Annotated in this window: 21 protein-coding genes and 2 tRNA genes; 16 read left to right on the top strand and 7 right to left on the bottom strand. The window is 70.0% G+C overall.

The genetic code is table 11. The features are described from left to right. Positions 1-73: 73 nt before the first annotated feature. From gyrA to ACGFU6_RS26115, 3 genes are all read left to right on the top strand, one after another. Positions 74-2725 (top strand): DNA gyrase subunit A, encoded by a 2652-nt coding sequence (gene gyrA, locus ACGFU6_RS26105; RefSeq protein WP_393614317.1) that lies wholly within the window; start codon positions 74-76, stop codon positions 2723-2725. Positions 2726-2818: 93 nt separating this feature from the next. Continuing rightward, complete coding sequence (locus ACGFU6_RS26110; protein WP_393614318.1) at positions 2819-3415, top strand: DUF3566 domain-containing protein; 597 nt, start codon at positions 2819-2821, stop codon at positions 3413-3415. Between the two features lie 77 nt (positions 3416-3492). Further along, a tRNA-Ile gene (locus ACGFU6_RS26115) sits at positions 3493-3566 on the top strand. A gap of 332 nt (positions 3567-3898) precedes the next feature. On the opposite strand, the gene ACGFU6_RS26120 is transcribed toward ACGFU6_RS26115, so the two are convergent. Then, on the bottom strand, positions 3899-4279 hold the full coding sequence (locus tag ACGFU6_RS26120; protein ID WP_393614319.1) for a DUF6344 domain-containing protein: 381 nt from the start codon (positions 4277-4279) through the stop codon (positions 3899-3901). 344 nt (positions 4280-4623) lie between these two features. On the opposite strand from ACGFU6_RS26120, the gene ACGFU6_RS26125 reads away from it, so the two are divergent. From ACGFU6_RS26125 to ACGFU6_RS26135, 3 genes are all read left to right on the top strand, one after another. Then, positions 4624-4758, top strand: coding sequence for a DLW-39 family protein (locus ACGFU6_RS26125; RefSeq protein ID WP_003958712.1), 135 nt, complete (start codon positions 4624-4626; stop codon positions 4756-4758). Between the two features lie 152 nt (positions 4759-4910). Then, positions 4911-6893: a VWA domain-containing protein gene (locus tag ACGFU6_RS26130; protein WP_393614321.1), complete on the top strand. Its 1983-nt coding sequence runs from the start codon at positions 4911-4913 to the stop codon at positions 6891-6893. Next, complete coding sequence (locus ACGFU6_RS26135) at positions 6893-8257, top strand: hypothetical protein (RefSeq protein ID WP_393614322.1); 1365 nt, start codon at positions 6893-6895, stop codon at positions 8255-8257. The genes ACGFU6_RS26130 and ACGFU6_RS26135 overlap by 1 nt, the downstream gene beginning before the upstream one ends. A 49-nt stretch (positions 8258-8306) precedes the next feature. On the opposite strand, the gene ACGFU6_RS26140 is transcribed toward ACGFU6_RS26135, so the two are convergent. Together ACGFU6_RS26140 and ACGFU6_RS26145 are read right to left on the bottom strand one after the other, a co-directional pair. Beyond that, on the bottom strand, positions 8307-9833 hold the full coding sequence (locus tag ACGFU6_RS26140) for a serine/threonine protein kinase (RefSeq protein WP_393614324.1): 1527 nt from the start codon (positions 9831-9833) through the stop codon (positions 8307-8309). A gap of 85 nt (positions 9834-9918) precedes the next feature. Then, positions 9919-10467 carry a transcriptional regulator gene (locus ACGFU6_RS26145; protein ID WP_024489493.1) on the bottom strand — a complete coding sequence of 183 codons (549 nt, stop codon included), beginning with the start codon at positions 10465-10467 and terminating at the stop codon, positions 9919-9921. Between the two features lie 168 nt (positions 10468-10635). Between ACGFU6_RS26145 and ACGFU6_RS26150 the strand changes: the two genes are divergently transcribed. Beyond that, positions 10636-10708, top strand: a tRNA-Ala gene (locus ACGFU6_RS26150). A gap of 175 nt (positions 10709-10883) precedes the next feature. On the opposite strand, the gene ACGFU6_RS26155 is transcribed toward ACGFU6_RS26150, so the two are convergent. Beyond that, on the bottom strand, positions 10884-11270 hold the full coding sequence (locus tag ACGFU6_RS26155; protein WP_393614326.1) for a nuclear transport factor 2 family protein: 387 nt from the start codon (positions 11268-11270) through the stop codon (positions 10884-10886). A gap of 63 nt (positions 11271-11333) precedes the next feature. Continuing rightward, a complete protein-coding gene (locus ACGFU6_RS26160; RefSeq protein ID WP_393614327.1) occupies positions 11334-12617 on the bottom strand; it encodes an MFS transporter in 1284 nt (427 codons plus the stop codon). A 313-nt stretch (positions 12618-12930) separates the two neighbouring features. Between ACGFU6_RS26160 and ACGFU6_RS26165 the strand changes: the two genes are divergently transcribed. After that, positions 12931-13518, top strand: coding sequence for a TetR family transcriptional regulator (locus tag ACGFU6_RS26165; protein WP_393614329.1), 588 nt, complete (start codon positions 12931-12933; stop codon positions 13516-13518). A 111-nt stretch (positions 13519-13629) separates the two neighbouring features. Here ACGFU6_RS26165 and ACGFU6_RS26170 read toward each other — a convergent pair whose 3' ends face one another. After that, positions 13630-14373 carry a DUF5324 family protein gene (locus tag ACGFU6_RS26170; protein WP_393614331.1) on the bottom strand — a complete coding sequence of 248 codons (744 nt, stop codon included), beginning with the start codon at positions 14371-14373 and terminating at the stop codon, positions 13630-13632. A 328-nt stretch (positions 14374-14701) separates the two neighbouring features. Here ACGFU6_RS26170 and ACGFU6_RS26175 point away from each other — a divergent pair, with 328 nt between their 5' ends. Together ACGFU6_RS26175 and ACGFU6_RS26180 are read left to right on the top strand one after the other, a co-directional pair. After that, positions 14702-15229, top strand: a complete 528-nt coding sequence (locus ACGFU6_RS26175) for a peptidylprolyl isomerase (RefSeq protein ID WP_123524882.1) — start codon at positions 14702-14704, stop codon at positions 15227-15229. Between the two features lie 153 nt (positions 15230-15382). After that, positions 15383-16282, top strand: coding sequence for a rhomboid family intramembrane serine protease (locus ACGFU6_RS26180; RefSeq protein ID WP_393614333.1), 900 nt, complete (start codon positions 15383-15385; stop codon positions 16280-16282). A gap of 320 nt (positions 16283-16602) precedes the next feature. On the opposite strand, the gene crgA is transcribed toward ACGFU6_RS26180, so the two are convergent. Next, entirely contained in the window at positions 16603-16857 is a 255-nt protein-coding gene (gene crgA / locus ACGFU6_RS26185) for a cell division protein CrgA (protein ID WP_371777319.1), read from the bottom strand. A 142-nt stretch (positions 16858-16999) separates the two neighbouring features. On the opposite strand from crgA, the gene ACGFU6_RS26190 reads away from it, so the two are divergent. From ACGFU6_RS26190 to ACGFU6_RS26215, 6 genes are all read left to right on the top strand, one after another. Continuing rightward, complete coding sequence (locus tag ACGFU6_RS26190; protein WP_393614334.1) at positions 17000-17767, top strand: DUF881 domain-containing protein; 768 nt, start codon at positions 17000-17002, stop codon at positions 17765-17767. Positions 17768-17792: 25 nt separating this feature from the next. Further along, positions 17793-18521 carry a class E sortase gene (locus ACGFU6_RS26195; RefSeq protein WP_393614336.1) on the top strand — a complete coding sequence of 243 codons (729 nt, stop codon included), beginning with the start codon at positions 17793-17795 and terminating at the stop codon, positions 18519-18521. Between the two features lie 221 nt (positions 18522-18742). Continuing rightward, positions 18743-18928: a hypothetical protein gene (locus tag ACGFU6_RS26200; protein ID WP_393614337.1), complete on the top strand. Its 186-nt coding sequence runs from the start codon at positions 18743-18745 to the stop codon at positions 18926-18928. Next, a complete protein-coding gene (locus tag ACGFU6_RS26205) occupies positions 18925-19563 on the top strand; it encodes an aminodeoxychorismate/anthranilate synthase component II (protein WP_393614338.1) in 639 nt (212 codons plus the stop codon). The genes ACGFU6_RS26200 and ACGFU6_RS26205 overlap by 4 nt, the downstream gene beginning before the upstream one ends. Next, on the top strand, positions 19560-21008 hold the full coding sequence (locus tag ACGFU6_RS26210; protein WP_393614339.1) for a class E sortase: 1449 nt from the start codon (positions 19560-19562) through the stop codon (positions 21006-21008). The genes ACGFU6_RS26205 and ACGFU6_RS26210 overlap by 4 nt, the downstream gene beginning before the upstream one ends. 34 nt (positions 21009-21042) lie before the next feature. Continuing rightward, positions 21043-21771: a class E sortase gene (locus ACGFU6_RS26215; RefSeq protein WP_393614340.1), complete on the top strand. Its 729-nt coding sequence runs from the start codon at positions 21043-21045 to the stop codon at positions 21769-21771. The last annotated feature ends 23 nt before the right edge of the window (positions 21772-21794 follow it).

The following is a 21794-nucleotide window of genomic DNA, read 5'->3' on the forward strand; positions in this document are numbered from 1 at the left end:
CGTACAAGGAGGAGGGTCCGGCGACCGAGACGCGGACCCTCCAAGCCGCAGCGCGAAAGGACTTTGACCAGCAATGGCCGACGAGAACACCCCTGTCCCCGTGACGCCCGAAGAGGTTCCGCCCGTCGAGGGCGTGGGCATGCGTGTCGAGCCCGTCGGGCTCGAGACGGAGATGCAGCGCTCCTACCTCGACTACGCGATGTCCGTCATCGTGTCGCGTGCCCTGCCCGACGTGCGGGACGGCCTCAAGCCCGTCCACCGCCGGGTGCTCTACGCGATGTACGACGGCGGCTACCGGCCCGAGAAGGGCTTCTACAAGTGCGCCCGCGTCGTCGGTGACGTCATGGGTACGTACCACCCGCACGGCGACTCCTCGATCTACGACGCACTGGTGCGCCTGGCGCAGCACTGGTCGATGCGCATGCCGCTGGTCGACTCCAACGGCAACTTCGGTTCCCCGGGCAACGACCCGGCCGCCGCCATGCGGTACACCGAGTGCAAGATGATGCCGCTGTCCATGGAGATGGTCCGCGACATCGACGAGGAGACCGTCGACTTCAAGGACAACTACGACGGCCGCAACCAGGAGCCGGTCGTTCTGCCGGCGCGCTTCCCGAACCTGCTGATCAACGGTTCGGCGGGCATCGCGGTCGGCATGGCGACCAACATCCCGCCGCACAACCTGCGCGAGGTGGCGTCCGGCGCCCAGTGGTACCTGGAGCACCCCGAGGCCTCGCCGGAGGAGCTGCTCGACGCTCTCCTCGAGCGGATCAAGGGTCCGGACTTCCCGACGGGTGCGCTCGTCGTGGGCCGCAAGGGCATCGAGGAGGCGTACCGCACGGGCCGTGGCTCGATCACGATGCGCGCGGTCGTGGCGGTCGAGGAGATCCAGAACCGCCAGTGCCTGGTGGTCACGGAGCTTCCGTACCAGACCAACCCCGACAACCTCGCGCAGAAGATCGCCGACCTGGTGAAGGACGGCAAGGTCGGCGGGATCGCGGACGTCCGGGACGAGACCTCGTCGCGTACGGGCCAGCGCCTGGTCGTCGTGCTCAAGCGGGACGCGGTCGCCAAGGTCGTCCTGAACAACCTGTACAAGCACACCGACCTCCAGACGAACTTCGGCGCCAACATGCTGGCGCTGGTGGACGGGGTGCCGCGCACCCTGTCGATCGACGCGTTCATCCGCCACTGGGTGACGCACCAGATCGAGGTCATCGTCCGGCGTACGCGGTTCCGGCTGCGCAAGGCGGAGGAGCGGGCGCACATCCTGCGCGGCCTGCTCAAGGCCCTGGACACGATCGACGAGGTCATCGCCCTCATCCGGCGCAGCAACACCGTGGAGATCGCGCGGGAGGGCCTGATGGGCCTTCTGGAGATCGACGAGATCCAGGCGAACGCGATCCTGGAGATGCAGCTGCGCCGGCTGGCCGCGCTGGAGCACCAGAAGATCACCGCCGAGCACGACGAGCTCCAGGCGAAGATCAACGAGTACAACGCGATCCTCGCCTCGCCCGAGCGGCAGCGGCAGATCGTCAGCGAGGAGCTTGCGGCGATCGTCGACAAGTTCGGCGACGACCGGCGCTCCAAGCTGGTGCCCTTCGACGGTGACATGTCCATCGAGGACCTGATCGCCGAGGAGGACATCGTCGTCACGATCTCCCGCAGCGGTTATGTGAAGCGCACGAAGACGGACGACTACCGCTCGCAGAAGCGCGGCGGCAAGGGCGTGCGCGGCACGAAGCTCAGGGAAGACGACATCGTCGACCACTTCTTCGTCTCCACGACGCACCACTGGCTGCTGTTCTTCACGAACAAGGGCCGCGTCTACCGGGCGAAGGCGTACGAGCTCCCGGACGCCGGCCGTGACGCGCGCGGTCAGCACGTCGCCAACCTGCTGGCCTTCCAGCCGGACGAGCAGATCGCGCAGATCCTGGCGATCCGTGACTACGACGCGGCGCCGTACCTGATTCTGGCCACGAAGGGCGGTCTCGTGAAGAAGACCGTGCTCAAGGACTACGACTCGCCCCGCTCCGGTGGCGTCATCGCGATCAACCTGCGCGAGACGCCGGACGGCTCGGACGACGAGCTGATCGGTGCGGAGCTGGTGTCGTCCGAGGACGACCTGCTGCTCATCAGCAAGAAGGCCCAGTCGATCAGGTTCACCGCGACGGACGACGCGCTGCGCCCGATGGGCCGTGCCACTTCGGGCGTCAAGGGCATGAGTTTCCGCGAGGGAGACGAACTCCTCTCGATGAATGTCGTCAGGCCCGGTACTTTCGTGTTCACTGCCACTGACGGCGGGTACGCGAAGCGGACCCCCGTCGACGAGTACCGCGTCCAGGGTCGCGGTGGCCTGGGCATCAAGGCCGCCAAGATCGTGGAGGACCGGGGCTCACTGGTCGGTGCGCTGGTGGTCGAGGCTACGGATGAGATCCTTGCCATCACGCTCGGCGGCGGTGTGATTCGTACGCGAGTCAATGAAGTCAGGGAGACGGGCCGTGACACCATGGGCGTCCAACTGATCAACCTGGGCAAGCGCGATGCCGTTGTCGGGATCGCTCGTAACGCCGAGGCGGGTCGTGAGGCCGAAGAGGTCGACGGTCTGGTCGACGCCGATGGCGAGACGGCCGAGGCAGTGACAGCTGAGGCCACCATGGCCGACGCGGCTGGTGAGAGCACTGTCGAGGGCACGACGCCCTCGACCGGGGAGCACGAGGAGTAGAGCGTGAGTGGAGCCACGGGCGCCGGTTCGGCCGCTTCCGGAGCCGGCGCGAACGGTGCCCGTGGCCCTGCCACGGACTCCCAAGGGGGCACTGTGACGGATACCCGGGGTCCTCAACCCCAGTACGAGGGCTACGCGGCCGGGCCGCTGCCCGGCGAGCGCGAGCCCGCACCGGGCCAGGCGGGGCCGTACCACCCGCCGCAGGCCTACCCCTCGCCTCCGGGCGGGACCCACGGCGGCCGCCCCCAGGGGGGCCAGCAGGGCGCGGGCGCGGCTCAGGCGTCCCGCAAGCCGCGGACGGGGGCGCGGACCACTCCGCGTACCCGTAAGGCGCGTCTGCGGGTGGCCAAGGCTGATCCGTGGTCGGTGATGAAGGTCAGCTTCCTGCTGTCCATCGCGCTCGGCATCTGCACGGTGGTCGCGTCGGCGGTCCTGTGGATGGTGATGGACGCGATGGGTGTCTTCTCCACCGTGGGCGGCACGATCAGCGAGGCGACCGGTTCCAACGAGGGCAGCGGCTTCGACCTGCAGTCGTTCCTGTCGCTGCCGAGGGTCCTCATCTTCACCTCGGTCATCGCCGTGATCGATGTGGTGCTGGCGACCGCGCTGGCGACGCTCGGGGCCTTCATCTACAACTTGTCGGCCGGCTTCGTGGGCGGTGTCGAGCTCACGCTGGCCGAGGACGAGTAGCGGCTCATCTATCGATTTTGGGACTGGCCCCGACGTGCGCTAATCTTCTTCACGTCAGCGCGACACAAAAGCGCGGCGGGGCTATAGCTCAGTTGGTTAGAGCGCATCCCTGATAAGGATGAGGCCACAGGTTCAAATCCTGTTAGCCCCACAGTGACGACAGAAGGCCCGGTTTCTCTTCGGAGAGACCGGGCCTTCTGCGTGGGCGGAGCCTGGTGGGGGCGGGTGGGGCTCGGCGGGCTCCGGCGGGATCCGGACGTTCCGCTGGTGGTCGTCGGGGTCGCCGGGGCCGTCGGGGTCGCCGGGGTCGTCGGGGTCGCCGGGGCTGCGGGCGTTACGGGTCGGTGGCGTGCGGGTCGGCGGTTGCGCTGGTCGTACCGGGGTGGGCGGGGCGACGGGCGTACCGGGTTCGCGGGAGCACGGGAAAGCCCCCGTCCGGTGTGAACCGGCCCGGGGGCTCTGGGTGTGTCAGGTGCGCCGCTCTCAGGGGGGCAGCAGGGACGCGTCCCCCGCCGGGGCTCCGTGCGAGGCGCGGGCGGTGCTGGTGGTGTTCACGGTGTCCGTGGTGTCCGTGGTGTCGGAGGACAGGTGGCGCGTGGAGGGTGAGGAGCCGTGTGCCTCGGCGCGGATGCGCTGCTTCATTGTGGGCGGCAGCGACCGGTCACGCGGAAGGGTCCATCGCACCGACGGGGTGGTCGCGGTTGCCGCGGTCGCACCCGTGTGCTCGTGGGTCGTGGTCGCCGGCTCCGTGACCGTGGCTTCCGTGGCCGAGGCGGTGGAGGCCGCGAGGCCCAGCGCCGCGAGAAGTGCGAAGAACGCGGTGATGAAGGCGGTCCAGATGTTCTTGGCCCGGTAGGTGCTCATGGCCCCTCACTCACTTTCAGGTGGTCCGTTTTGCTTACCTTCCTGATGATGTGGATCCGGGGCGCGATTTCACGGACCGACGCAGCCGATGTGCCGATGTTCAGATGAACACCACTCGTATGGTGCAACCGGCCCCGATCGGCCGGGGCGGGGCCCTCTACAGGCGTCGGTGACGGCGTGGTGGTAGTGCCGTGACAGGGCGTCGGCAGGGCTGACCCGATCCTCCGACGATCGCTTTTCCGCAGGCCCCAGTTGGGTTGCGGGGAGGTCACCGGTCGATATCGGCCGGTGTGTATAGTCGGGCGGCAGAAGTCCCCTACGCCAACGAAAGACGAGGTCGCGCGGTGAAGAAGCTTCTCCTGGTCGCACTGGCCGCCATCGGCGGGCTCCTCGTGTACCGCCAGATCCAGGCGGATCGCGCCGAGCAGGATCTGTGGACGGAGGCGACTGACTCCGTGCCCGCAGGTTCGGGTGTGTGAGACAGAACAGCCTGTTTGCGAGCCCCGGTCGCTTGAGCGGCCGGGGCTTCGTGCTGTTGCGGGACCGTGACACCTGTGCTCTTGAGTTCACCTACGCAAATCAATAGGTTGCTTGAGCAAAGGAGCCGGGGATTTCGGTCTAGGGGGAACGGATGAGGGCTGGCAGCCACCGCCGCACTGTGCGGGCGGGGACATTGATCGGCGGGGCGCTGTTCGCCCTGGTGGCGGGCGCCCTGCCGGCCGCGGCGGCGCCCGGGGGGTCGGGCGCGGTCTCCGCCGCCCGCGCGGACGGCGGGAGCGGCGGCCTGGTCATGGTGCTCGACTCGTCCGGCTCCATGGGGGACGACGACGGGACGGGCCGGACCCGGATGGAGAGCGCCCGCGCGGCTGTCGGCACGGTCGTGGACGGCCTGCCCGACGGCCATCCGACCGGCCTGCGGGTGTACGGCGCCGACCGGCCGCAGGGCTGCACGGACACCCGGCTCGTGCGCCCGGTGCAGAAGCTCGACCGGGCCGCGCTGAAGAGGGCGGTAGCAGCTGTACGGCCCAGGGGCGACACCCCCATCGGTCTGTCGCTCCGTAAGGCGGCACAGGATCTGCCACGGCCTGCGGACGGTGCCGTCGGCACGCGCACGATCCTGCTGATCTCCGACGGCGAGGACAACTGCGGTACGCCGCAGCCCTGCGAGGTCGCCGAGGAGCTCGGCAAGGAGGGTGTCGGGCTGCGGATCGACACCGTCGGATTCCAGGTGAAGGGCGCGGCCCGCGAACAGCTCGAATGCATCGCGCGGTCCGGCAACGGGCGTTACTACGACGCCCCGGACGCCGAGGCGCTGGCCCGCCAGCTCCAGCGCGCCGCGCAGCTCTCCGCCGACGGGTACCGCTTCCGGGGCGAGCGGGTGACGGGTGCGGCCACGGCCGACCGGGCACCCGTGCTCGTACCCGGGCAGTATCTGGACACCATCGGGCCGGGCGAGAAGCGCTACTACGGGGTTGATCTGGACGCGGTGTCCACCGTGGACTTCGCGGCAACCGCGGTGCCGCAGCCGGGTGCTGCCGTCGACACGTTCGACGCGCTGAGCACCAGGATCGAGTACGACGAGCACGGTTCCTGCGATACGGACACCGAGCGCTTCCTGCAGAAGGAGGGGGCGGCTCCGCTTACCTCGGCGGTCGCCCGGATCCGCTCCGAGGACGGCACCCGGACCTGCGACCGCGCGGGCGGCTACCGGCTGGTGGTGGAGCGCCAGAGCAAGAGGGGCTCCGACGCGGCGCGTTGGCCGCTGGAGCTCGTGTACGGGGTCGAGGAGCCACTGAAGCAGGGCGTGCTGCCCGCCGAGTCGCAGGCGGAGTACGGCAGCGGCGGCAAGGAGGCCACGCTGCCGGCGGGCGATCCCCGCGACGTGCGGGGCGGCACCGGCTTCAACGATGCCAGGGAGATCGGCAAGGGCGTGTGGCGCGACCGGATCCTGCCCTCCCAGACGCTCTGGTACAAGGTTCCGGCCGGCTGGGGCCAGCAGGTGCGCTACGACGTGGAGTTCGCGAACGAGCCCACGGTGGACCGCGCCTCCGCCACGTACTCCTACGGGGCGACCCAGCTCTACACACCGGCCCGCCATCCCCTCACCGGAGGCGGCGAGTTCACCCCGAGCACGATGTACGACGGGCGGCCCACGGCGCTTCGGATGGGCGGCGTCCCGGTCTCCTGGACCAACCGCTACGAGAGCCGGACCAATGTGCGGCCGGTTCATGCCAGGGGCGGCTTCTACATCTCGGTGACGCTGGGCGCGCGGGCCGCCGAGATCGCGGAGAACCCGCAGATCGGTCTGGTGCTGCGCGTTTCGGTCCTCGGTGCGGAACGCACCGGGCCGCAGCACGGGGCGCCCGTGCGGGCCGGCTCCGACGGCAGTCCCGACAAGGGCAGCGACAAGGGCACTGGTCAGGGCACCGGTAAGGACGCGGACAACAGGGACGATTCGACCGCGTCCGCAGACAACGGTGGTGCTGGAGGGGCAGGATGGACCGGCATCGCGGCTGCTGCCGGGGCGGCCGTCATGGCTGTGCTGATCGCCGTGTTCGTATATGTACGCAACCGCCGCGGGGCAGCCGCACGGTCGACGAGGGGAAGCGCGTGATGAGGCAGCGCAGCAGGGGCCGGGCGGTGCTGGCCGCGGCCGCGGCGATGTGCGCGGTGGCGGCGCTGCCGGGGCAGGCGTACGGGGCCGGCGAGGCTGCCGCGTACGCCTTCGACCCGCAGGCGAAGACGGTCAGCGGCGCCGACGTGAGTACCGACGCGACGACGCTCACGACCGGTTCGGTCTACCGGAGTTCGATCAAGTACGGCCAGAAGCTCTACTACCGGCTCGACCTGAAGGCGACGACGAACGCGTACGTCTCGGCCGTCGTCGTGCCCAAGGGCGGCGGCAAGGTCGACTACGGGGACGGCATCGCGATCAGCATCAGGGACAAGTCGGACCTGCAGTGCAGCTCGGAGAGCGCCCGTTTCGGGGCCGCGGAGTACCTGCGTCCCATCGCCGCGTACGCCTACCGCAACGTGGACAAGGACAGCAGCAGCTGCCAGGGCGCCGGTGTGTACAACGTCCTGATCGAGCGCGAGAGCGAGGAGACCTCGGGGCGCGGCGAGTGGGAGCTGGAGATCCGGTACGACTCGGAGCCGGAGCTCGCCAAGGGCGGGACGACGCCGACCGAGGCACCGGAGGACTGGCCGTCCGCGTCACCGGAGCCGCCCGCCGCGGTGGCGGACAACCGCAGGCACGGCGGCAGCAGTTACTACGACGCCACCAGCCTGCAGACCGGTGAGTGGAAGGACGAGGTCGAGCCCGGCCAGACCCTGTTCTACCGGGTTCCGGTGGACTGGGGGCAGCAGATCTTCGCCACCGCCGCGCTCGGCAACAGCACCGTCCCGGACGCGGACGAGTACGTCAGCGGGGCGCTCGCCCTGGCCCTGGACAATCCGGCGCACGGCCATGTCGGCAACGCCTCCCCCATGGCCTACTCGGGCAAACCGGCCTCGGTGTCCCTGGACCCGGTGCCTCCGGTGGCGTACGAGAACAGGTTCGCCTCGGACACCGGCGTCAGCGCGATGCGCTTCGCGGGCTGGTACTACCTGTCCGTCACGCTGAGCCCGGAGGTCGCCAAGGCCTACGGTTCCAAGCCGTTCCCGCTGACCCTCACGGTCAAGGTCGACGGGAAGGCCGCGGCCACCCCGTACCGGGGCGACGCGGGGATCTTCGGCGTCTCACAGGGCGACAAGGACATGGCACGCAGCGGCCAGAGCGGCGCCCAGGCGGCCGAGAGCAAGAGCAGCAACATGAAGCTGCTCGGCGCGGCCGGCATCGGCGCGGGCGCCGTGCTGGTGCTCGGACTGGGCGGGTGGATGCTGCTCGCGAGGCGCGGGCGGGCCTCGGCCGGGGCACCGGCCGGGAGCGCCGACGGCGGGCAGCAGCATCCGTACGGAGGCCCGCCACAGGCCTGGTAGCCGTCGGCGGGCGCGCGACGCCCGCCCCGCACCGGGCCGCAGCCGTCGCTCAGGCCTGGGTCAGGGCCCAGATCCCCACGGCGAAGCAGACCAGCGCCACCAGCAACACCGGGACCGCCACCTTCGTGGACGGTCCCGGTCGCTTTTGCGGAGCGGGTGCCGAGGTGTGCGAAGGGGACATGACCTGCGGCGACGGTGCCTGGGCGTAGTACGGCGAGGCTCCGGGAACGGGAGCCTGCGCCGGCTGGGCGGTGTACGGACGGGTGAGAGCTTGTTCGTGCCGCACCGCCGCCGTGGGGGCCTGTGCATGGTTCGGCGCGGCGGCAGGGAAGGGAGATGCCGCATGTGCCGGGTGCTGCGGGTCGGGAGTGCCGGTGGGAGCGGCCGGAATGCCGGGCTGCGCCGGGTGGTGAGCGGCCGGAGCGGCCGGCTGCGGCACCTGGGGTGCGGAGCCGGGGTGCTGCGGGGGCGGGGGGAGGTGGAAGCTGCCCGTCTCCGACATCGAGGCGCGGGGCTGCGCGTACGGCTGTTCCGCGGACTGGAGACCCGGCTGCTGCCCGGTTCCCTGACCTGCCTGCGCCAGTCCTGGTTCGTGCGCCTGGCCCTGGTCCTGGACCTGGCTCAGGCCCTGTTCCTGCCCCCGAGCCGGCGGCTGTCCGGTCGGGGCGTCCGGGACGCCGGGCTTCGGCTGAGCAGGCACCGGGCCGGTGGGGCCGAAGCCGGCGGGCAGCGGGCCGATCTGGTCGAAGACCTCCACCGGCTCGTCCTCGGCGCCGGGCTCGGGCAGCATCTCGACGGCGGCCGTCAGCGCCTTCCGGGCGCCCGTGGCAGTACGGAAGCGGGCCTGCGGGTCCGGTTGCAGCAGCCCCGCGAGCACCTGCCAGAGCGGCTCGGGGATGCCCTGCGGAGCACCGGGTGTGCCGTGCGCGGCGAAGTGCTCGATGAGCGCCTGCGAGTCGGGCTTCTTCCCCTGGAGCAGGTACAGGGCGACGAGCCCGACCGCGAAGAGGTCTGCGGGGAAGTCCGGCTCCGCGCCCATCATCTGCTCGGGCGCGAAGTAACCCGGTGTGCCCACCACGTAGTTGGTCTCGGTGAGGCGCGGCTCACCCTTGCGCATGGAGATGCCGAAGTCGGAGAGCCGCAGGTGCGGCCGGCCGGTGCCGGTGGCCTCCATAAGGATGTTGGCGGGCTTGATGTCCCGGTGCACGACCCCCTCGGCATGCACCGTCGACAGCCCGGACAGCAGCTGGTCGAGCAGCGTGCAGACGAACCGAGGGGGCAGCGGGCCGTAGTCACCGATGACATGGGCCAGCGATCCGCCGGTGATGAGGTCCATGGTGAACAGGACCTTGTCGTCGTCCGCGGCCCAGCTGGCCGGTGCGAGCACATGCGGATGCTCGATCCGCAGTGCCTGTTCGCGGACGAAACGCAGCAGCGTGTGTGCGTCGCTCTGCTGGAGAACCTTGGCTGCGACATAGCGGCGGCGCCGGTGATCCCAGGCACGCCAGACAGCACCGACCCCACCACGTCCGATCGGATCGATCAGCTCGTACCGACCAGCGAAGACCTCACCCATTGCGCTGCGCTCGCTCCCCGTTCCTGCTCTCGGCCGGTGCGTTTGCCCGTGCCCGGATCATGCGGTGCCCGGCCCGTGGCCCGGCTTAGCTCTGGTGTCCCTCGTAGTGCGCCACCGCGTCCGCGGTGCGTCCGGCTCCGTACACCTTGAGGAACTCTGCCAGTTCCGGGTGCGTCGGGGCGAGGGAGTCGGCAGCATCGATGATGTCACCGGCCGCGGCGACGGACCGCAGCAGCGACTGGATCTCGCGGACCACCCGGCGCACCGTGGGTGCCCCACTCGTCGATGACGTCTGGCCGGTACCGGTGAGCACCGAGCCGCCCTGGGACTTCTTGATCTCTTCCATCCGGTCGGTGGCCTCCCCCGCACTGACACTGCCGTCCGCGACCTGACTGGCCAGCTCCTGGAGCGCCTGGACGCGCTGCACCACCGCCGGGTTGCCGATCTTCGCCCGCTGACCGCTCATGAGCTGGGAGAGCATGGGTGCGGACAGCCCGAGCACCGCCGCCAGCCGGGCCTGGTTCAGGCCAAGATCGTCGATCAGCCGACGGAAGAGCGCCCCCAGCGGCTCCCCGTACCAACTGCGCTGAAGTTCCCTGGCTCTGGCTGTTGCCTCTTGCTGTGCCGCGTCCATAGCGTCTCCCCTTCGCCGAGCCTTCGCTGCTGCGAACCTCGACGAGCATCTTACGGAGCGTGGTCGTCGACCGGGAGCCCCAATTTTTGGAGGATTCGGGGGATCAGCGGGTACTCTGGTCTGCGGCGGTGACCACAACGCCGGTGCGTCCGGTGGTGCCCGTTTTCCGGGGCCTTAGCTCAGTTGGTAGAGCGCTGCCTTTGCAAGGCAGATGTCAGGAGTTCGAATCTCCTAGGCTCCACATGTACATGGCCCCCCTGACCTGCGGAAACGCGGTCAGGGGGGCCATTTTGTTCCATTTCCCGTGCTGACGTGTCAGCACGGCTGTGCTGTTGGCGCTGTGGATGCCGCCCTCCACCGGCCGGAACCTGTCCGGTGGCCCCGGTGGCGGGGAGGCTGATCCGGCTGCGGGGGTGCTACCGGAGCTGAGCTTCGAAGACCGACCGGTTGAAGTAGGCCTTCGCCTCACGAATCAGTCCTGTCTCACCGATCTCGTAGATGTTGATGCCGGACCAGTTGACCGGCTTGCCGTCGAGCGAGACGGCGGCCCCGCGCCAGGAGACGGCCACGGAGTCGCCGACGGTGTGGGCCTCGGTGGGGGTCAGGCCGAGGAAGGGATCGAAGCTGGGGATCACCGACCTGACGAAGGCCCGGATGGCCTCGCGACCTTCGATCGGGTCCGTGCCGACCGGGTCGTGAAACGTCGCGTGCTCCTCGAACGCGTCGGCCCAGGCGTCCGCGTCCCCCTTCTGGGAGGCGGTGAAGAACTGCAGGACGGACTTGGGCATGGCGGGCAACGTCATGAGTTTCCTTCGTTTCTGATGGGTCGTCCGGTGAATGCGAGGTGTGTTCCCCGGACCTGCGGGTCAGCCGGTGGCACTCGCGTTGCGGTGGTCGTAGCGGCGGACGGCGGGGAGTACGGCGAGGCCGGCCAGGGCCAGCACGCCCTGCACGGTGCAGACGCCGCTCCAGCCGTAGGCGCCGTAACAGGCGCTGGCGAGAGCCGCGGAGACGGCCCCGCTGAGGAACACCGCGACCATGTAGACGGTGTTGGCGCGGCTGCGGGCCTCGGGGAGGTAGGAGAAGATCCGGGCCTGGTTGGCGATCTGGCTCCACTGCACGGCGATGTTCACCAGCACGATCGCCACGATCATGAAGGCCGGGGTGCTGCCCCCCAGCGCGTACGCCCCGGTCGAGACGAGGGCAAGTGCGAGTGAGGAGGCGATGACCGGGCCCGCGCCCCGGCGGTCGATGAACCGGCCGGCCCAGGGGGCGGCGAAGGCTCCCGCGAGGCCGAGCAGTCCGAAGAGGCCGGCCGTCGCGCTGCTGTATCCGTACGGCTCGGCGGTGAGGACCAGGACGAGCGTGGCCCACGTGGCGGTGTACGCGCCGAAGAGTGCGCCGTGCAGCAGGCAGGCGTGCCGCAGCGAGGGTTCCTGGCGCAGCAGGCGGGGCAGCGAGTTCAGCAGCTCGCGGTAGGGCATGGCCGGCCGGGCCGGCTCGCGGGGCAGCAACAGAAGGGTGATCAGACCGGTGAGGGCGGTCAGGACGGCGGCGAGGATGTAGACCGCGCGCCAGCCGAACGCCTCGCCCACGAGGCCACCGATGACGCGGGAGCCGATGATGCCGCTCATCAGACCGATCTGCACGTTGGCGAGGATCGAGGCCCGCTTCTCGGGCGGTGCGAGCTCGGCGGCCAGAGGAACCAGGACCTGCGGCACGACGGTCGCGCAACCGATCAGGGCGGCCGCCGCGGCGAGGACCGACAGGCCGGGTGCGGCGGCGGCGGTCAGCAGCATGAGGACGGTGGCCGCGAGCATGGCCGTCAGCAGCGGTCGTCGGCGGCGCACGTCGCCGAGCGGGACGAGTAAGAGGATGCCCGCGGCGTATCCGAACTGCGCGCAGGTGACCACGATCCCGGCCGCCGAGTCCGGGACGCCCAGGTTCCGGGCGAACAGGTCGAGGAGCGGCTGCGCCAGGTAGACGTTGGCGACGGTGGCACCGCTGCAGACCGCCATCATCAGGAACAGGACGGGGTGGACGGCGGGGCCCGACGAGTCCGTGGCGACGCGGGCCGGTATCGGGACGGCCGCTTCCGGGACGGCCGCTTCCGGGACGGCCGGTTCCGGGACGGTGTCCGATTCGGGCATGGGATTCCCTGGATGCCGAGGGTGATGTGGAAGCGCGGACCGGACAGCTCCCGGTGCGGCAGGGGCCGGTTCGACGGCTCCCGTACGGCCTCCCGCCGGGCCGGGCCGGTCGGCGGACCGCCACCTGTCCGGGCGGGGTGGACGCGCTGCGGGGGCGGACTCTGGGAAACTCATGGCTATGGTTTAAATCAACCAGTTGGTTTAAATCAACTGGTTGGTTTAGTTAGTGCCTGATTGTGATCTGTGTCATATCCGAACGGCTCGCTGTGGGAGGGCACTATGTGACATCTGCCGTTCAAGGAGGACCCGGCGAGTGAGCTCACGCTCCGAGCAGACGAGAAACCGCATCTACGAGGCCGCGCTGGAGGAGTTCGCCCGTGTCGGCGTCGCGGGCGCGCGCGTCGACCGCATCGCGCAGGCGGCCCAGGCCAACAAGCAGGCCATCTACCTCTACTACGGGGACAAGGACAAGCTCTTCTCCACCGTGCTGGGCCGCGCCCTCGACGAGCTGGCCGAGGCCGTGCCGCCCTCGTCCGGGGCCGGTGAGGTCGCCGACTACATCGACCGGCTCTTCACCTACCACCAAGAGCATCCGTCGATCCTGCGGCTGCTGCTGTGGGAGGCGCTGGAGTACACCGGGGCGCCCGTGCCCGACGAGGTCTCCCGCACGGCCCACTACCAGGAGAAGGCCAGGTCGGTCGGCGAGCTGGGGGCGTTCGCGGGCCCGGACGGGAAGGGTCTGGACCCCCGGGCCGCGCTGCTGCTGTTCACCGGCCTGGTCGGCTGGCCGCTGGCCGTTCCACAGGTCACCCGCATGATCATGGGCGACGACGCGGAAGCCGTCGACCGGGTCAAGCGGGCCGCTGTCGCCGCCGCTCAGGCGATCGCCGGCCAGGCCTGAGGCGCACCTGCGGACGCACGCAAGGGCGGACGGAGCGGGTCCGTCCGCCCTTGCGTGTTCAGTGCCCGGTCTTCCGTCGCCCGCCCGTTGCCGGTGCTGTTCGGCCGCCGCTCAGGGGCGGTCGTCCAGGTCGGTGCCGTCCACGGCGTCCGGTCCGTCCAGCGGGTCCGGTCCGTTCGCCTCCGCGTCGGCCTGCTTGGCCTGTACGTCGGGGTCGAGGACCGTCGAGCCGCTTCCGTCGACCGAGGTCAGCGGCGCGCGGTCGTCGACCTCGGTGGGGGCGGGCGGCTCGACCAGCCAGTCGGGGTTGGCCTGCTTGTCCCACCAGCGCCAGACGGCGTACGCGCCGCCCGCGACGATGGAGGCCACGGCCAGTCCCTTGAACGCCTTGCCGGCCCTGGCCCGCCGCTCGTGCTTCCGGGTCAGCTTCCTGATCTCCTTCGCCGTGACCTGTCCCCGCAGGGCGGCCAGTGCGGCGGAGCTGCGGGCAGTCGCCTCCTGGGCGACCGGCTGGGCCGCGGCCATCGCGTGCTCCACGCGGGGCACGGTGTAGTCCGCGGCGCTCCGGGCGGCCTGACGGGTGCGGAGCGCGGCGCGCTGCGCGGCCTCGTCGACCTTGGGGGGCACATGCGTCAGGGCGAGTTCGATACGTGGTGCGAGATGCGCGCCGTACTGGACGCGGGCCTGCTGAGCTGCCTTCGAAACCTTCGGCGCGAGCAGCGTACGGGCCTCGTGCGCGTAGTGAACGGCCTGTTCCCTGGCCGTGTCGGCGTAGGGGGCCGCCACTTCCGCGGCGTGCTGCACGCTGTCCCTCGCCGAGTCGGTTGCGGCGCGCACGCTGTCGATGCGGGTCACGGGATCCTCCTCCTTGGTGGCGGGTTGGTACTCCGCCTATCCACCCAATTCGAGATCATGCCTACCTGGGGCCTGTGCGGCACGCGGGGCGGGCATCCGGGTTATTCAGGTCATGAGGGACACCCTCGGGCAATGAGGTGCAAGGGGAGCCTGTCGATGACAATGCCACGGTTCGGCCCGGCACGCGCCGCTTCGTCACGCACTTGGCCGCATTCGTTTCTCCGGGGGCCGTGGCGGGCGACCCGTGCGGCGTGGCGGGCCGGGCGACGCGGGGTGTGGTCCGTGCGAGGATCGGTGGACGTCATCGAAGACTCACGGAAGGCAGATCGTGGCCGAGCAGCTTTACGCCACCTTGAAGACCAATCAGGGCGACATCGAGGTCCGGCTTCTGCCGAACCACGCGCCCAAGACGGTCAAGAACTTCGTCGAGCTCGCCACCGGTGAGCGCGAGTGGACCCACCCCGCGACCGGGAACAAGTCCAAGGACCGGCTGTACGACGGCACCGTCTTCCACCGCGTCATCAGCGGCTTCATGATCCAGGGCGGCGACCCGCTGGGCAACGGCACGGGCGGCCCGGGGTACGAGTTCGGTGACGAGTTCCACCCCGATCTGGCCTTCACCAAGCCGTACCTGCTGGCCATGGCCAACGCCGGCCCGGGGACCAACGGCTCGCAGTTCTTCGTGACGGTCTCCCCGACCGCCTGGCTGACCGGCAAGCACACCATCTTCGGTGAGGTGGTGGACCCGGCGAGCCAGAAGGTCGTCGACACCATCGCGGCCGCCTCGACCAACACGCGCACCGACCGTCCGCTGCAGGACGTGGTCATCGAGTCGGTCGTCGTCGAGAAGCGCTGACCTTCCGAACGTATCCGCCCGCTCACTCTCCGGTCCTTCCGGGAACCAACCGCCCTGCCCGTCCGTACTTGATGACAGAACGGACGTGCAGGGCGGCTCGGTGCGCCCTGCCGCGACGACGAGGACCGAGGGGACCGGGAAGTGATGGGACCGATGGACCAGCAGCCGCCGGGCGAGCAGAACGCGTCCGCTCCCGTGGACGGTCCGGTCACCTGCTACCGCCACCCGGGCCGCGAGACGGCCGTCCGCTGCACCCGCTGCGACCGCCCGATCTGCCCGGACTGCATGGTGAGCGCCTCGGTCGGCTTCCAGTGCCCGGACTGCGTACGGCAGGGGTCCGGTACGGGGCACAGCCCGGCCGCCGCCAGGCCGCGTACGATCGCCGGCGGCTCGGTCGCCGCGGACCCCCGGCTGATCACCAAGATCCTGCTGGGGATCAACCTCGCGGTGTTCGTCGCGGTGCTGGCCAACAGCGCGATGGTCGACGATCTGGTGCTGCTGGGCCGGGCCAACTTCTACTACGGCGGTCCGCCCGAGGGGGTCGCGGAGGGCCAGTGGTACCGGCTGGTCACGTCGATGTTCCTGCACCAGGAGGTGTGGCACATCGCCTTCAACATGCTGGGGCTGTGGTGGCTCGGCGGCCCGCTGGAGGCGGCGCTCGGCCGCGCCCGGTTCATCGCGCTCTACATGCTCTCGGGGCTGGCGGGCAGTGCCCTGACCTACTGGCTCGCCGCGCCGAACCAGCCCTCGCTGGGTGCCTCGGGGGCCATCTTCGGTCTGCTGGGAGCCACCGCGGTGCTCATGCGCCGGCTCAACTACGACATGCGCCCGGTCTTCGCGCTCCTCGCGATCAACCTGATCATCACCTTCAATCCCTGGGGCGGAATCGCCTGGCAGGCACATGTCGGCGGGCTGATCGCGGGCACGCTGATCGCGATCGGCATGGTGCACGCCCCGCGCGAGCGGCGGAACCTGGTGCAGTACGGCACCTGCGCCGCGGCCCTCGTCGTCGTGGTCCTGATCGTGGTCCTCAGAACGGCCTCGCTGACGTAGCAAGACAGTCTCACTGACATCGAAAGCGCACTGTCAGCTCGATACGGACCGTTTGTGATCGAAGTTGTCCACAGCGTGCACGTGATCTTGTGCATTCAGTGGGTACAACTGTGCCCCTTGCCGCTGAACTGGGTTTTTCCAGCAGGGACAAGGGGCGTACCGCCCCGGCGAGGGGCGGCTGCAGTCACACCGGCGTCAACGGCCAAGGAGTTATCCACAGATCGTCTGACCTTTTCCCCCGCCTGTGGATAACGCTGTGGGTAACTCAGGGCAAGGGTTGCGGGGCCGGGGTCCGCTGTGGTGCTACGTGCTCGGCGGAGCTACTTCCACTGGGTGGAGACGCCGAAGCCGCCGGCGATGAAACCGAAGCCGACGACGATGTTCCAGTTCCCCAGCGCCTCGATCGGCAGGTCGCCGTCGGTCACGTAGAAAACGACGATCCAGGCCAGACCGACCAGGAAGAGCGCCAGCATGACCGGCGCCACCCAACTGCGGTTGGTCAGCTTTATGGCCGTTGCCTGCTTCGCCGGAGGGGGCGTGAAATCGGCCTTCTTGCGGATACGTGACTTCGGCACGAGGAACTCTCCTGTCGATGCGCTGCGTTACCGCGCAGGGAACTGATGGCTGACGCCGGGCGTGGTGCGAGGGGGAAATTCTGCCTCCCCCGGGCGTCCGTTAGCGTAGTGCTTCCGTGGCGCCGAAGGAGATAAGGGTACGTTGAGCAATTCTGCCGACTCTCCCCCAGGGCCGGTCCGGCGCTCCCTCCGGAACCCGGTCAGAGTGCTCACCGCTGCCGTTTTCGCCCTCGCCGGTCTGATCTTCGTCACCAGCGCGAACACGGCCAAGGGCACCGACATCCGCACCGACTCCTCGCTGCTGAAGCTTTCCGACCTCATCCAGCAGCGCAGCGAGAAGAACGCCGGACTGGAGGAATCCGCCGCCTCCGTGCGCCGGGACATCGACACCCTCGCCCAGCGCGACGACGGGAGCACCAAGGCGGAGGACGCCCGGCTCAAGGCGCTGGAGCGGGCGGCCGGCACCACGAAGCTCTCCGGCCGGGCTGTGTCCGTCACCCTCGACGACGCCCCGCCGAACGCCACCGCGAACCCCGGCTACCCCGATCCGCAGCCCAACGACCTGGTCATCCACCAGCAGGACCTCCAGGCGGTCGTCAACGCCCTGTGGCAGGGCGGGGCGGGCGGCATCGAGGTCATGGACCAGCGGCTGATCTCCACCAGTGCGGTGCGCTGCGTCGGCAACACCCTGATCCTCCAGGGCCGGGTCTACTCGCCGCCGTACAAGATCACCGCCGTCGGTGACCCCGGAAAGCTCCAGCGGGCGCTGGACGCCTCCCCGGCGATCCAGAACTACCTGCTGTACGTGAAGGCGTACGGGCTCGGCTGGAAAGTCGATGAGCGCCAGGCGGTGACTCTTCCCGGCTACTCGGGCACAGTGGATCTCCACTATGCGGAGCCGGTGAAGTAGCGAGCAGCTGCGGGGAGGCCGCCCGGTGTCGGTGCGACTGATCGTCAGGACGTTCAGCGAACTGTGCATCACGATCGGCGCCCTGATCGTCCTCTTTGTGGTGTACGTGCTGTTCTGGACCGGAGTGAAGGCCGCCGGCGCGACCGAGGGCCAGATCGACGACCTGCAACGCCAGTGGGCGAGGGGCGCGGTGTCCGCGCCCGCCCCGTCGGGATCGGCCTCACCCGCCTCGCCCACCTCACCGAAGCCACCGGCTCCGAAGACCCCTGCCCCCGAGGCGTTGCGCGACGGGAAGCCGTTCGCGATGCTCTACATACCCCGCCTCGGCAAGGGCTGGGACTGGCCGATCCTGGAGAACACCGAGGTCAAGACCTTGCAGAAGGGTCTCGGGCACTACCGGGGCACCGCTCGTCCCGGAGCCACCGGCAACTTCGCGGTGGCCGGCCACCGCCGCACGTACGGCGATCCCTTCAAGGACTTCCCGAAGCTGCGCCCCGGCGACCCGGTGTTCGTGACGGACGGGACGACGTGGTTCACGTACCGCATCGACAAGAAGCCCTACCGCACCGTGCCGAGCGACATCGGCGTCATCGACCCCGTGCCGCGCAAGTCCGGCTTCGAGGGGCCCGGCCGCTATCTGACGCTGACCACCTGCGACCCCGAATGGGGCAGCAGTCACCGGCTGATCGCCTGGGCGCACCTGGACGCGACCCAGCCCGTGACCGACGGAAGGCCGGCAGCTCTCCACAGCTGACCCACGGTCCTGCCCCGGCCCTCAGAGCCTGGGCGGAGGATCGTGGCCGGGGCGCGGCGCCTGGCACGGCACCGCGCCGCGTTACCGGAACGTCCGAATCGCTCCGCGACGAGGACGCTCCGGCGCCTTGCGACGCACCCCACCGGGCACCGCGCCCTTTCCGGCCCTGATCCGCCGGACAGGCTCTAGTCTGGTCCCGTATCGAATACGGAGGGGTCAGCATGTACGGCTGGATCTGGCGTCATCTGCCGGGCAACTTGTGGGTACGCGGGTTCATCTCGCTCGTGCTCGCCCTGGCGGTTGTCTACGTGCTGTTCCAGTACGTCTTCCCGTGGGCGGAACCGCTGCTTCCGTTCGGCGATGTGACGGTCGACGGCGCGGCCGCGGCACCGGGGGCCGGCCGATGAGCGCCCGCATCCTGGTCGTCGACAACTACGACAGCTTCGTCTTCAACCTCGTCCAGTACCTCTACCAACTCGGCGCCGAGTGCGAGGTGCTGCGCAACGACGAGGTGACCACGGCCCACGCCCAGGACGGCTTCGACGGCGTCCTGCTCTCGCCCGGCCCCGGCACCCCCGAGCACGCGGGCGTCTGCGTCGACATGGTGCGGCACTGCGCGGAGACCGGCGTCCCGGTCTTCGGGGTCTGCCTCGGAATGCAGTCGATGGCGGTGGCGTACGGCGGTGTCGTGGACCGCGCCCCCGAACTGCTGCACGGCAAGACGTCCGCCGTGACCCACGAGGGCAAGGGCGTCTTCGCCGGTCTGCCCTCCCCCTTCACCGCGACCCGCTACCACTCGCTCGCCGCCGAACCGGACACGGTTCCCGAGGAGCTCGAGGTCACCGCGCGCACGGCCGACGGCATCATCATGGGGCTGCGCCACCGTGAGCTGGCGGTCGAGGGAGTGCAGTTCCATCCGGAGTCGGTGCTCACCGAGCACGGTCATCTGATGCTGGCCAACTGGCTTGCGCAGTGCGGTGACGCCGGAGCCGTCGAGAGGTCGGCGGGGCTCGCGCCGGTGGTGGGCAAGGCCGTCGCGTGACCCCACCGCGCCACGGACGCGACGCCGGTCGGGACGGCCCGCACGAAGAGGGGACGGACGGGGCCGCGGGCGCGTTCGAGGCGGCGGTCGGCCAGCTGGCGGACCCGTTGAACGACCCGTTGCCCGGGGAGCACGCCTCCCCCTGGTTCCGCGCGGAGCAAGGCCCCGCCGGAACGGCCGGTCCGGACAGCGACCCGGCCAACGCCGGTACGCCGTCGACGCGGACGCCACACGGGCCGCAGGCGGCCCAGGACCCCCCGCGCGAGTGGTACGACCCCGAGGGGTACGAACGGGACTGGTACGGCCGTCAGGGGCCCGCCCCGGCGGCTCCGGCCGAGGTGCCCCCCGCGGGCGACGAGACCGTCGCGCTGCGGACGGCGGACACCAGTCGAATAGCGCCCCGCGCGCAGCCGCCGCACCGCCCGGAGCCGGAGCGCGGCGCGGCTGCCGAGGACGCCACGGAAGTCATGGCGGTCGTACCCGGCGCGAGGCGGACGGCAGCCCGGGAGGCGCCGGAGGCCGCAGACGTCCTGGGTGCGTCGGGCGGCGCGGATGCCTTGGACGACTCGGCTGCCTCGCATGCCTCCGAGGGGGAGCCGGACAGCCCCGGTGAGACCGTGCCGGCCACCGGAGGCCGGGCCGAGCGGCGGCGCGCTGCCAAGGGGCGCGGCCGCAGGCGCGGCGACCAGCGGCCGGGACCGGCGTCGGAGTCCGCCGCCCCCGCGAAGCCGATGTCGCGCGTCGAGGCGCGAAGGGCCGCGAGGGCGGCCAAGGACAGCCCGGCCGTCGTGGTCAGCCGGGTGGTCGGCGAGCTGTTCATCTCGCTCGGCGTGCTGATGCTGCTGTTCGTCACCTACCAGCTGTGGTGGACCAACGTGCGCGCCGACCAGATCGCCGGCAACGAGACGCACAAGATCCAGGACGACTGGGCCAGCGGCAAACGGGCCCCAGGTGTGTTCGAGGCCGGTCAGGGCTTCGCCATCATCCACATCCCGAAACTGGACGTGGTCACTCCGATCGCCGAGGGCACCAGCAAGGAGAAGGTGCTGGACCGGGGCATGGTCGGCCACTACGGCGAGAAGCCGCTGCGCACGGCGATGCCGGCGGACAAGCAGGGCAACTTCGCGCTTGCCGGTCACCGCAACACCCACGGCGAGCCGTTCCGCTACATCAACCGGCTGAAGCCCGGTGACCCGATCGTGGTCGAGACCCAGGACGCCTACTACACGTACGAGATGACGAGCGTGCTGCCCCAGACCTCGCCGTCCAATGTGTCGGTGATCGGCCCGGTGCCGCCGCAGTCCGGGTTCACCAAGCCCGGCCGATACATCACACTGACGACCTGTACGCCCGAATTCACGAGTACGTACCGAATGATCGTCTGGGGCAAGATGGTCGACGAACGGCCGCGCAGCAAGGGGAAGCCCGACGTGCTCGTGGGCTGAACCGGCTGAACATCATCACGACAGGGGCGGTGCGGTGGCAGCGAGGACCGAGGACCAAGAGCAGACCGGCGAGTCCGCGCCCCCGGTGCGGCGCGGGCGCCGCCATCCCGTCGCGACCGCGGTCAGTGTCTTCGGCGAACTCCTGATCACCGCGGGCCTGGTGCTCGGACTCTTCGTCGTCTACTCCCTCTGGTGGACCAACGTGCTCGCCGACCGCGAGGCCACCAAGCAGGGCCACACCGTCCGCGACCGCTGGGCCGACGGCCCCGGGGCGCTGGACACCAAGGACGGCATCGGCTTCCTGCACGTCCCGTCGATGAAGAACGGCGAGGTGCTCGTCAAGAAGGGCACCGACACCGAGAACCTCAACGACGGCATCGCCGGCTACTACACCGACCCGGTGAAGTCGGCGCTCCCATCGGCCAAGGAGGGCAACTTCGCACTGGCCGCCCACCGGGACGGCCACGGGGCGAAGTTCCACAACATCGACAAGGTGCGGACCGGGGACGCGGTCGTCTTCGAGACCAAGGACACCTGGTACGTCTACAAGGTCTTCAAGGAGCTTCCCGAGACGTCGAAGTACAACGTCGACGTGCTCCAAGAGGTCCCGAAGGGCTCGGGCAGGAAGAAGCCCGGCCGCTACATCACGCTGACGACGTGCACGCCCGTCTTCACGTCGAAGTACCGCTACATCGTGTGGGGCGAGCTGGTCCGTACGGAGAAGGTCGACCGCGACCGCACCAGGCCGGCAGAGCTGCGCTGACGCGTACGCGGGGCCCGGCGCCT

Origin of the sequence: Streptomyces sp. NPDC048462 (genome assembly GCF_043200175.1) — a bacterium.
Lineage (GTDB): Bacteria > Actinomycetota > Actinomycetes > Streptomycetales > Streptomycetaceae > Streptomyces.

Bases quoted from the DNA above. Each gene is read 5' to 3' on its own strand.
- gyrA (WP_393614317.1), top strand. From the start codon at position 74: ATGGCCGACGAGAACACCCCTGTCCCCGTGACGCCCGAAGAGGTTCCG.
- ACGFU6_RS26120 (WP_393614319.1), bottom strand. From the start codon at position 4,279: ATGAGCACCTACCGGGCCAAGAACATCTGGACCGCCTTCATCACCGCG.
- ACGFU6_RS26130 (WP_393614321.1), top strand. From the start codon at position 4,911: ATGAGGGCTGGCAGCCACCGCCGCACTGTGCGGGCGGGGACATTGATC.
- ACGFU6_RS26135 (WP_393614322.1), top strand. From the start codon at position 6,893: ATGAGGCAGCGCAGCAGGGGCCGGGCGGTGCTGGCCGCGGCCGCGGCG.
- ACGFU6_RS26140 (WP_393614324.1), bottom strand. From the start codon at position 9,833: ATGGGTGAGGTCTTCGCTGGTCGGTACGAGCTGATCGATCCGATCGGA.
- ACGFU6_RS26145 (WP_024489493.1), bottom strand. From the start codon at position 10,467: ATGGACGCGGCACAGCAAGAGGCAACAGCCAGAGCCAGGGAACTTCAG.
- ACGFU6_RS26155 (WP_393614326.1), bottom strand. From the start codon at position 11,270: ATGACGTTGCCCGCCATGCCCAAGTCCGTCCTGCAGTTCTTCACCGCC.
- ACGFU6_RS26160 (WP_393614327.1), bottom strand. From the start codon at position 12,617: ATGCCCGAATCGGACACCGTCCCGGAACCGGCCGTCCCGGAAGCGGCC.
- ACGFU6_RS26180 (WP_393614333.1), top strand. From the start codon at position 15,383: ATGGACCAGCAGCCGCCGGGCGAGCAGAACGCGTCCGCTCCCGTGGAC.
- ACGFU6_RS26200 (WP_393614337.1), top strand. From the start codon at position 18,743: ATGTACGGCTGGATCTGGCGTCATCTGCCGGGCAACTTGTGGGTACGC.
- ACGFU6_RS26205 (WP_393614338.1), top strand. From the start codon at position 18,925: ATGAGCGCCCGCATCCTGGTCGTCGACAACTACGACAGCTTCGTCTTC.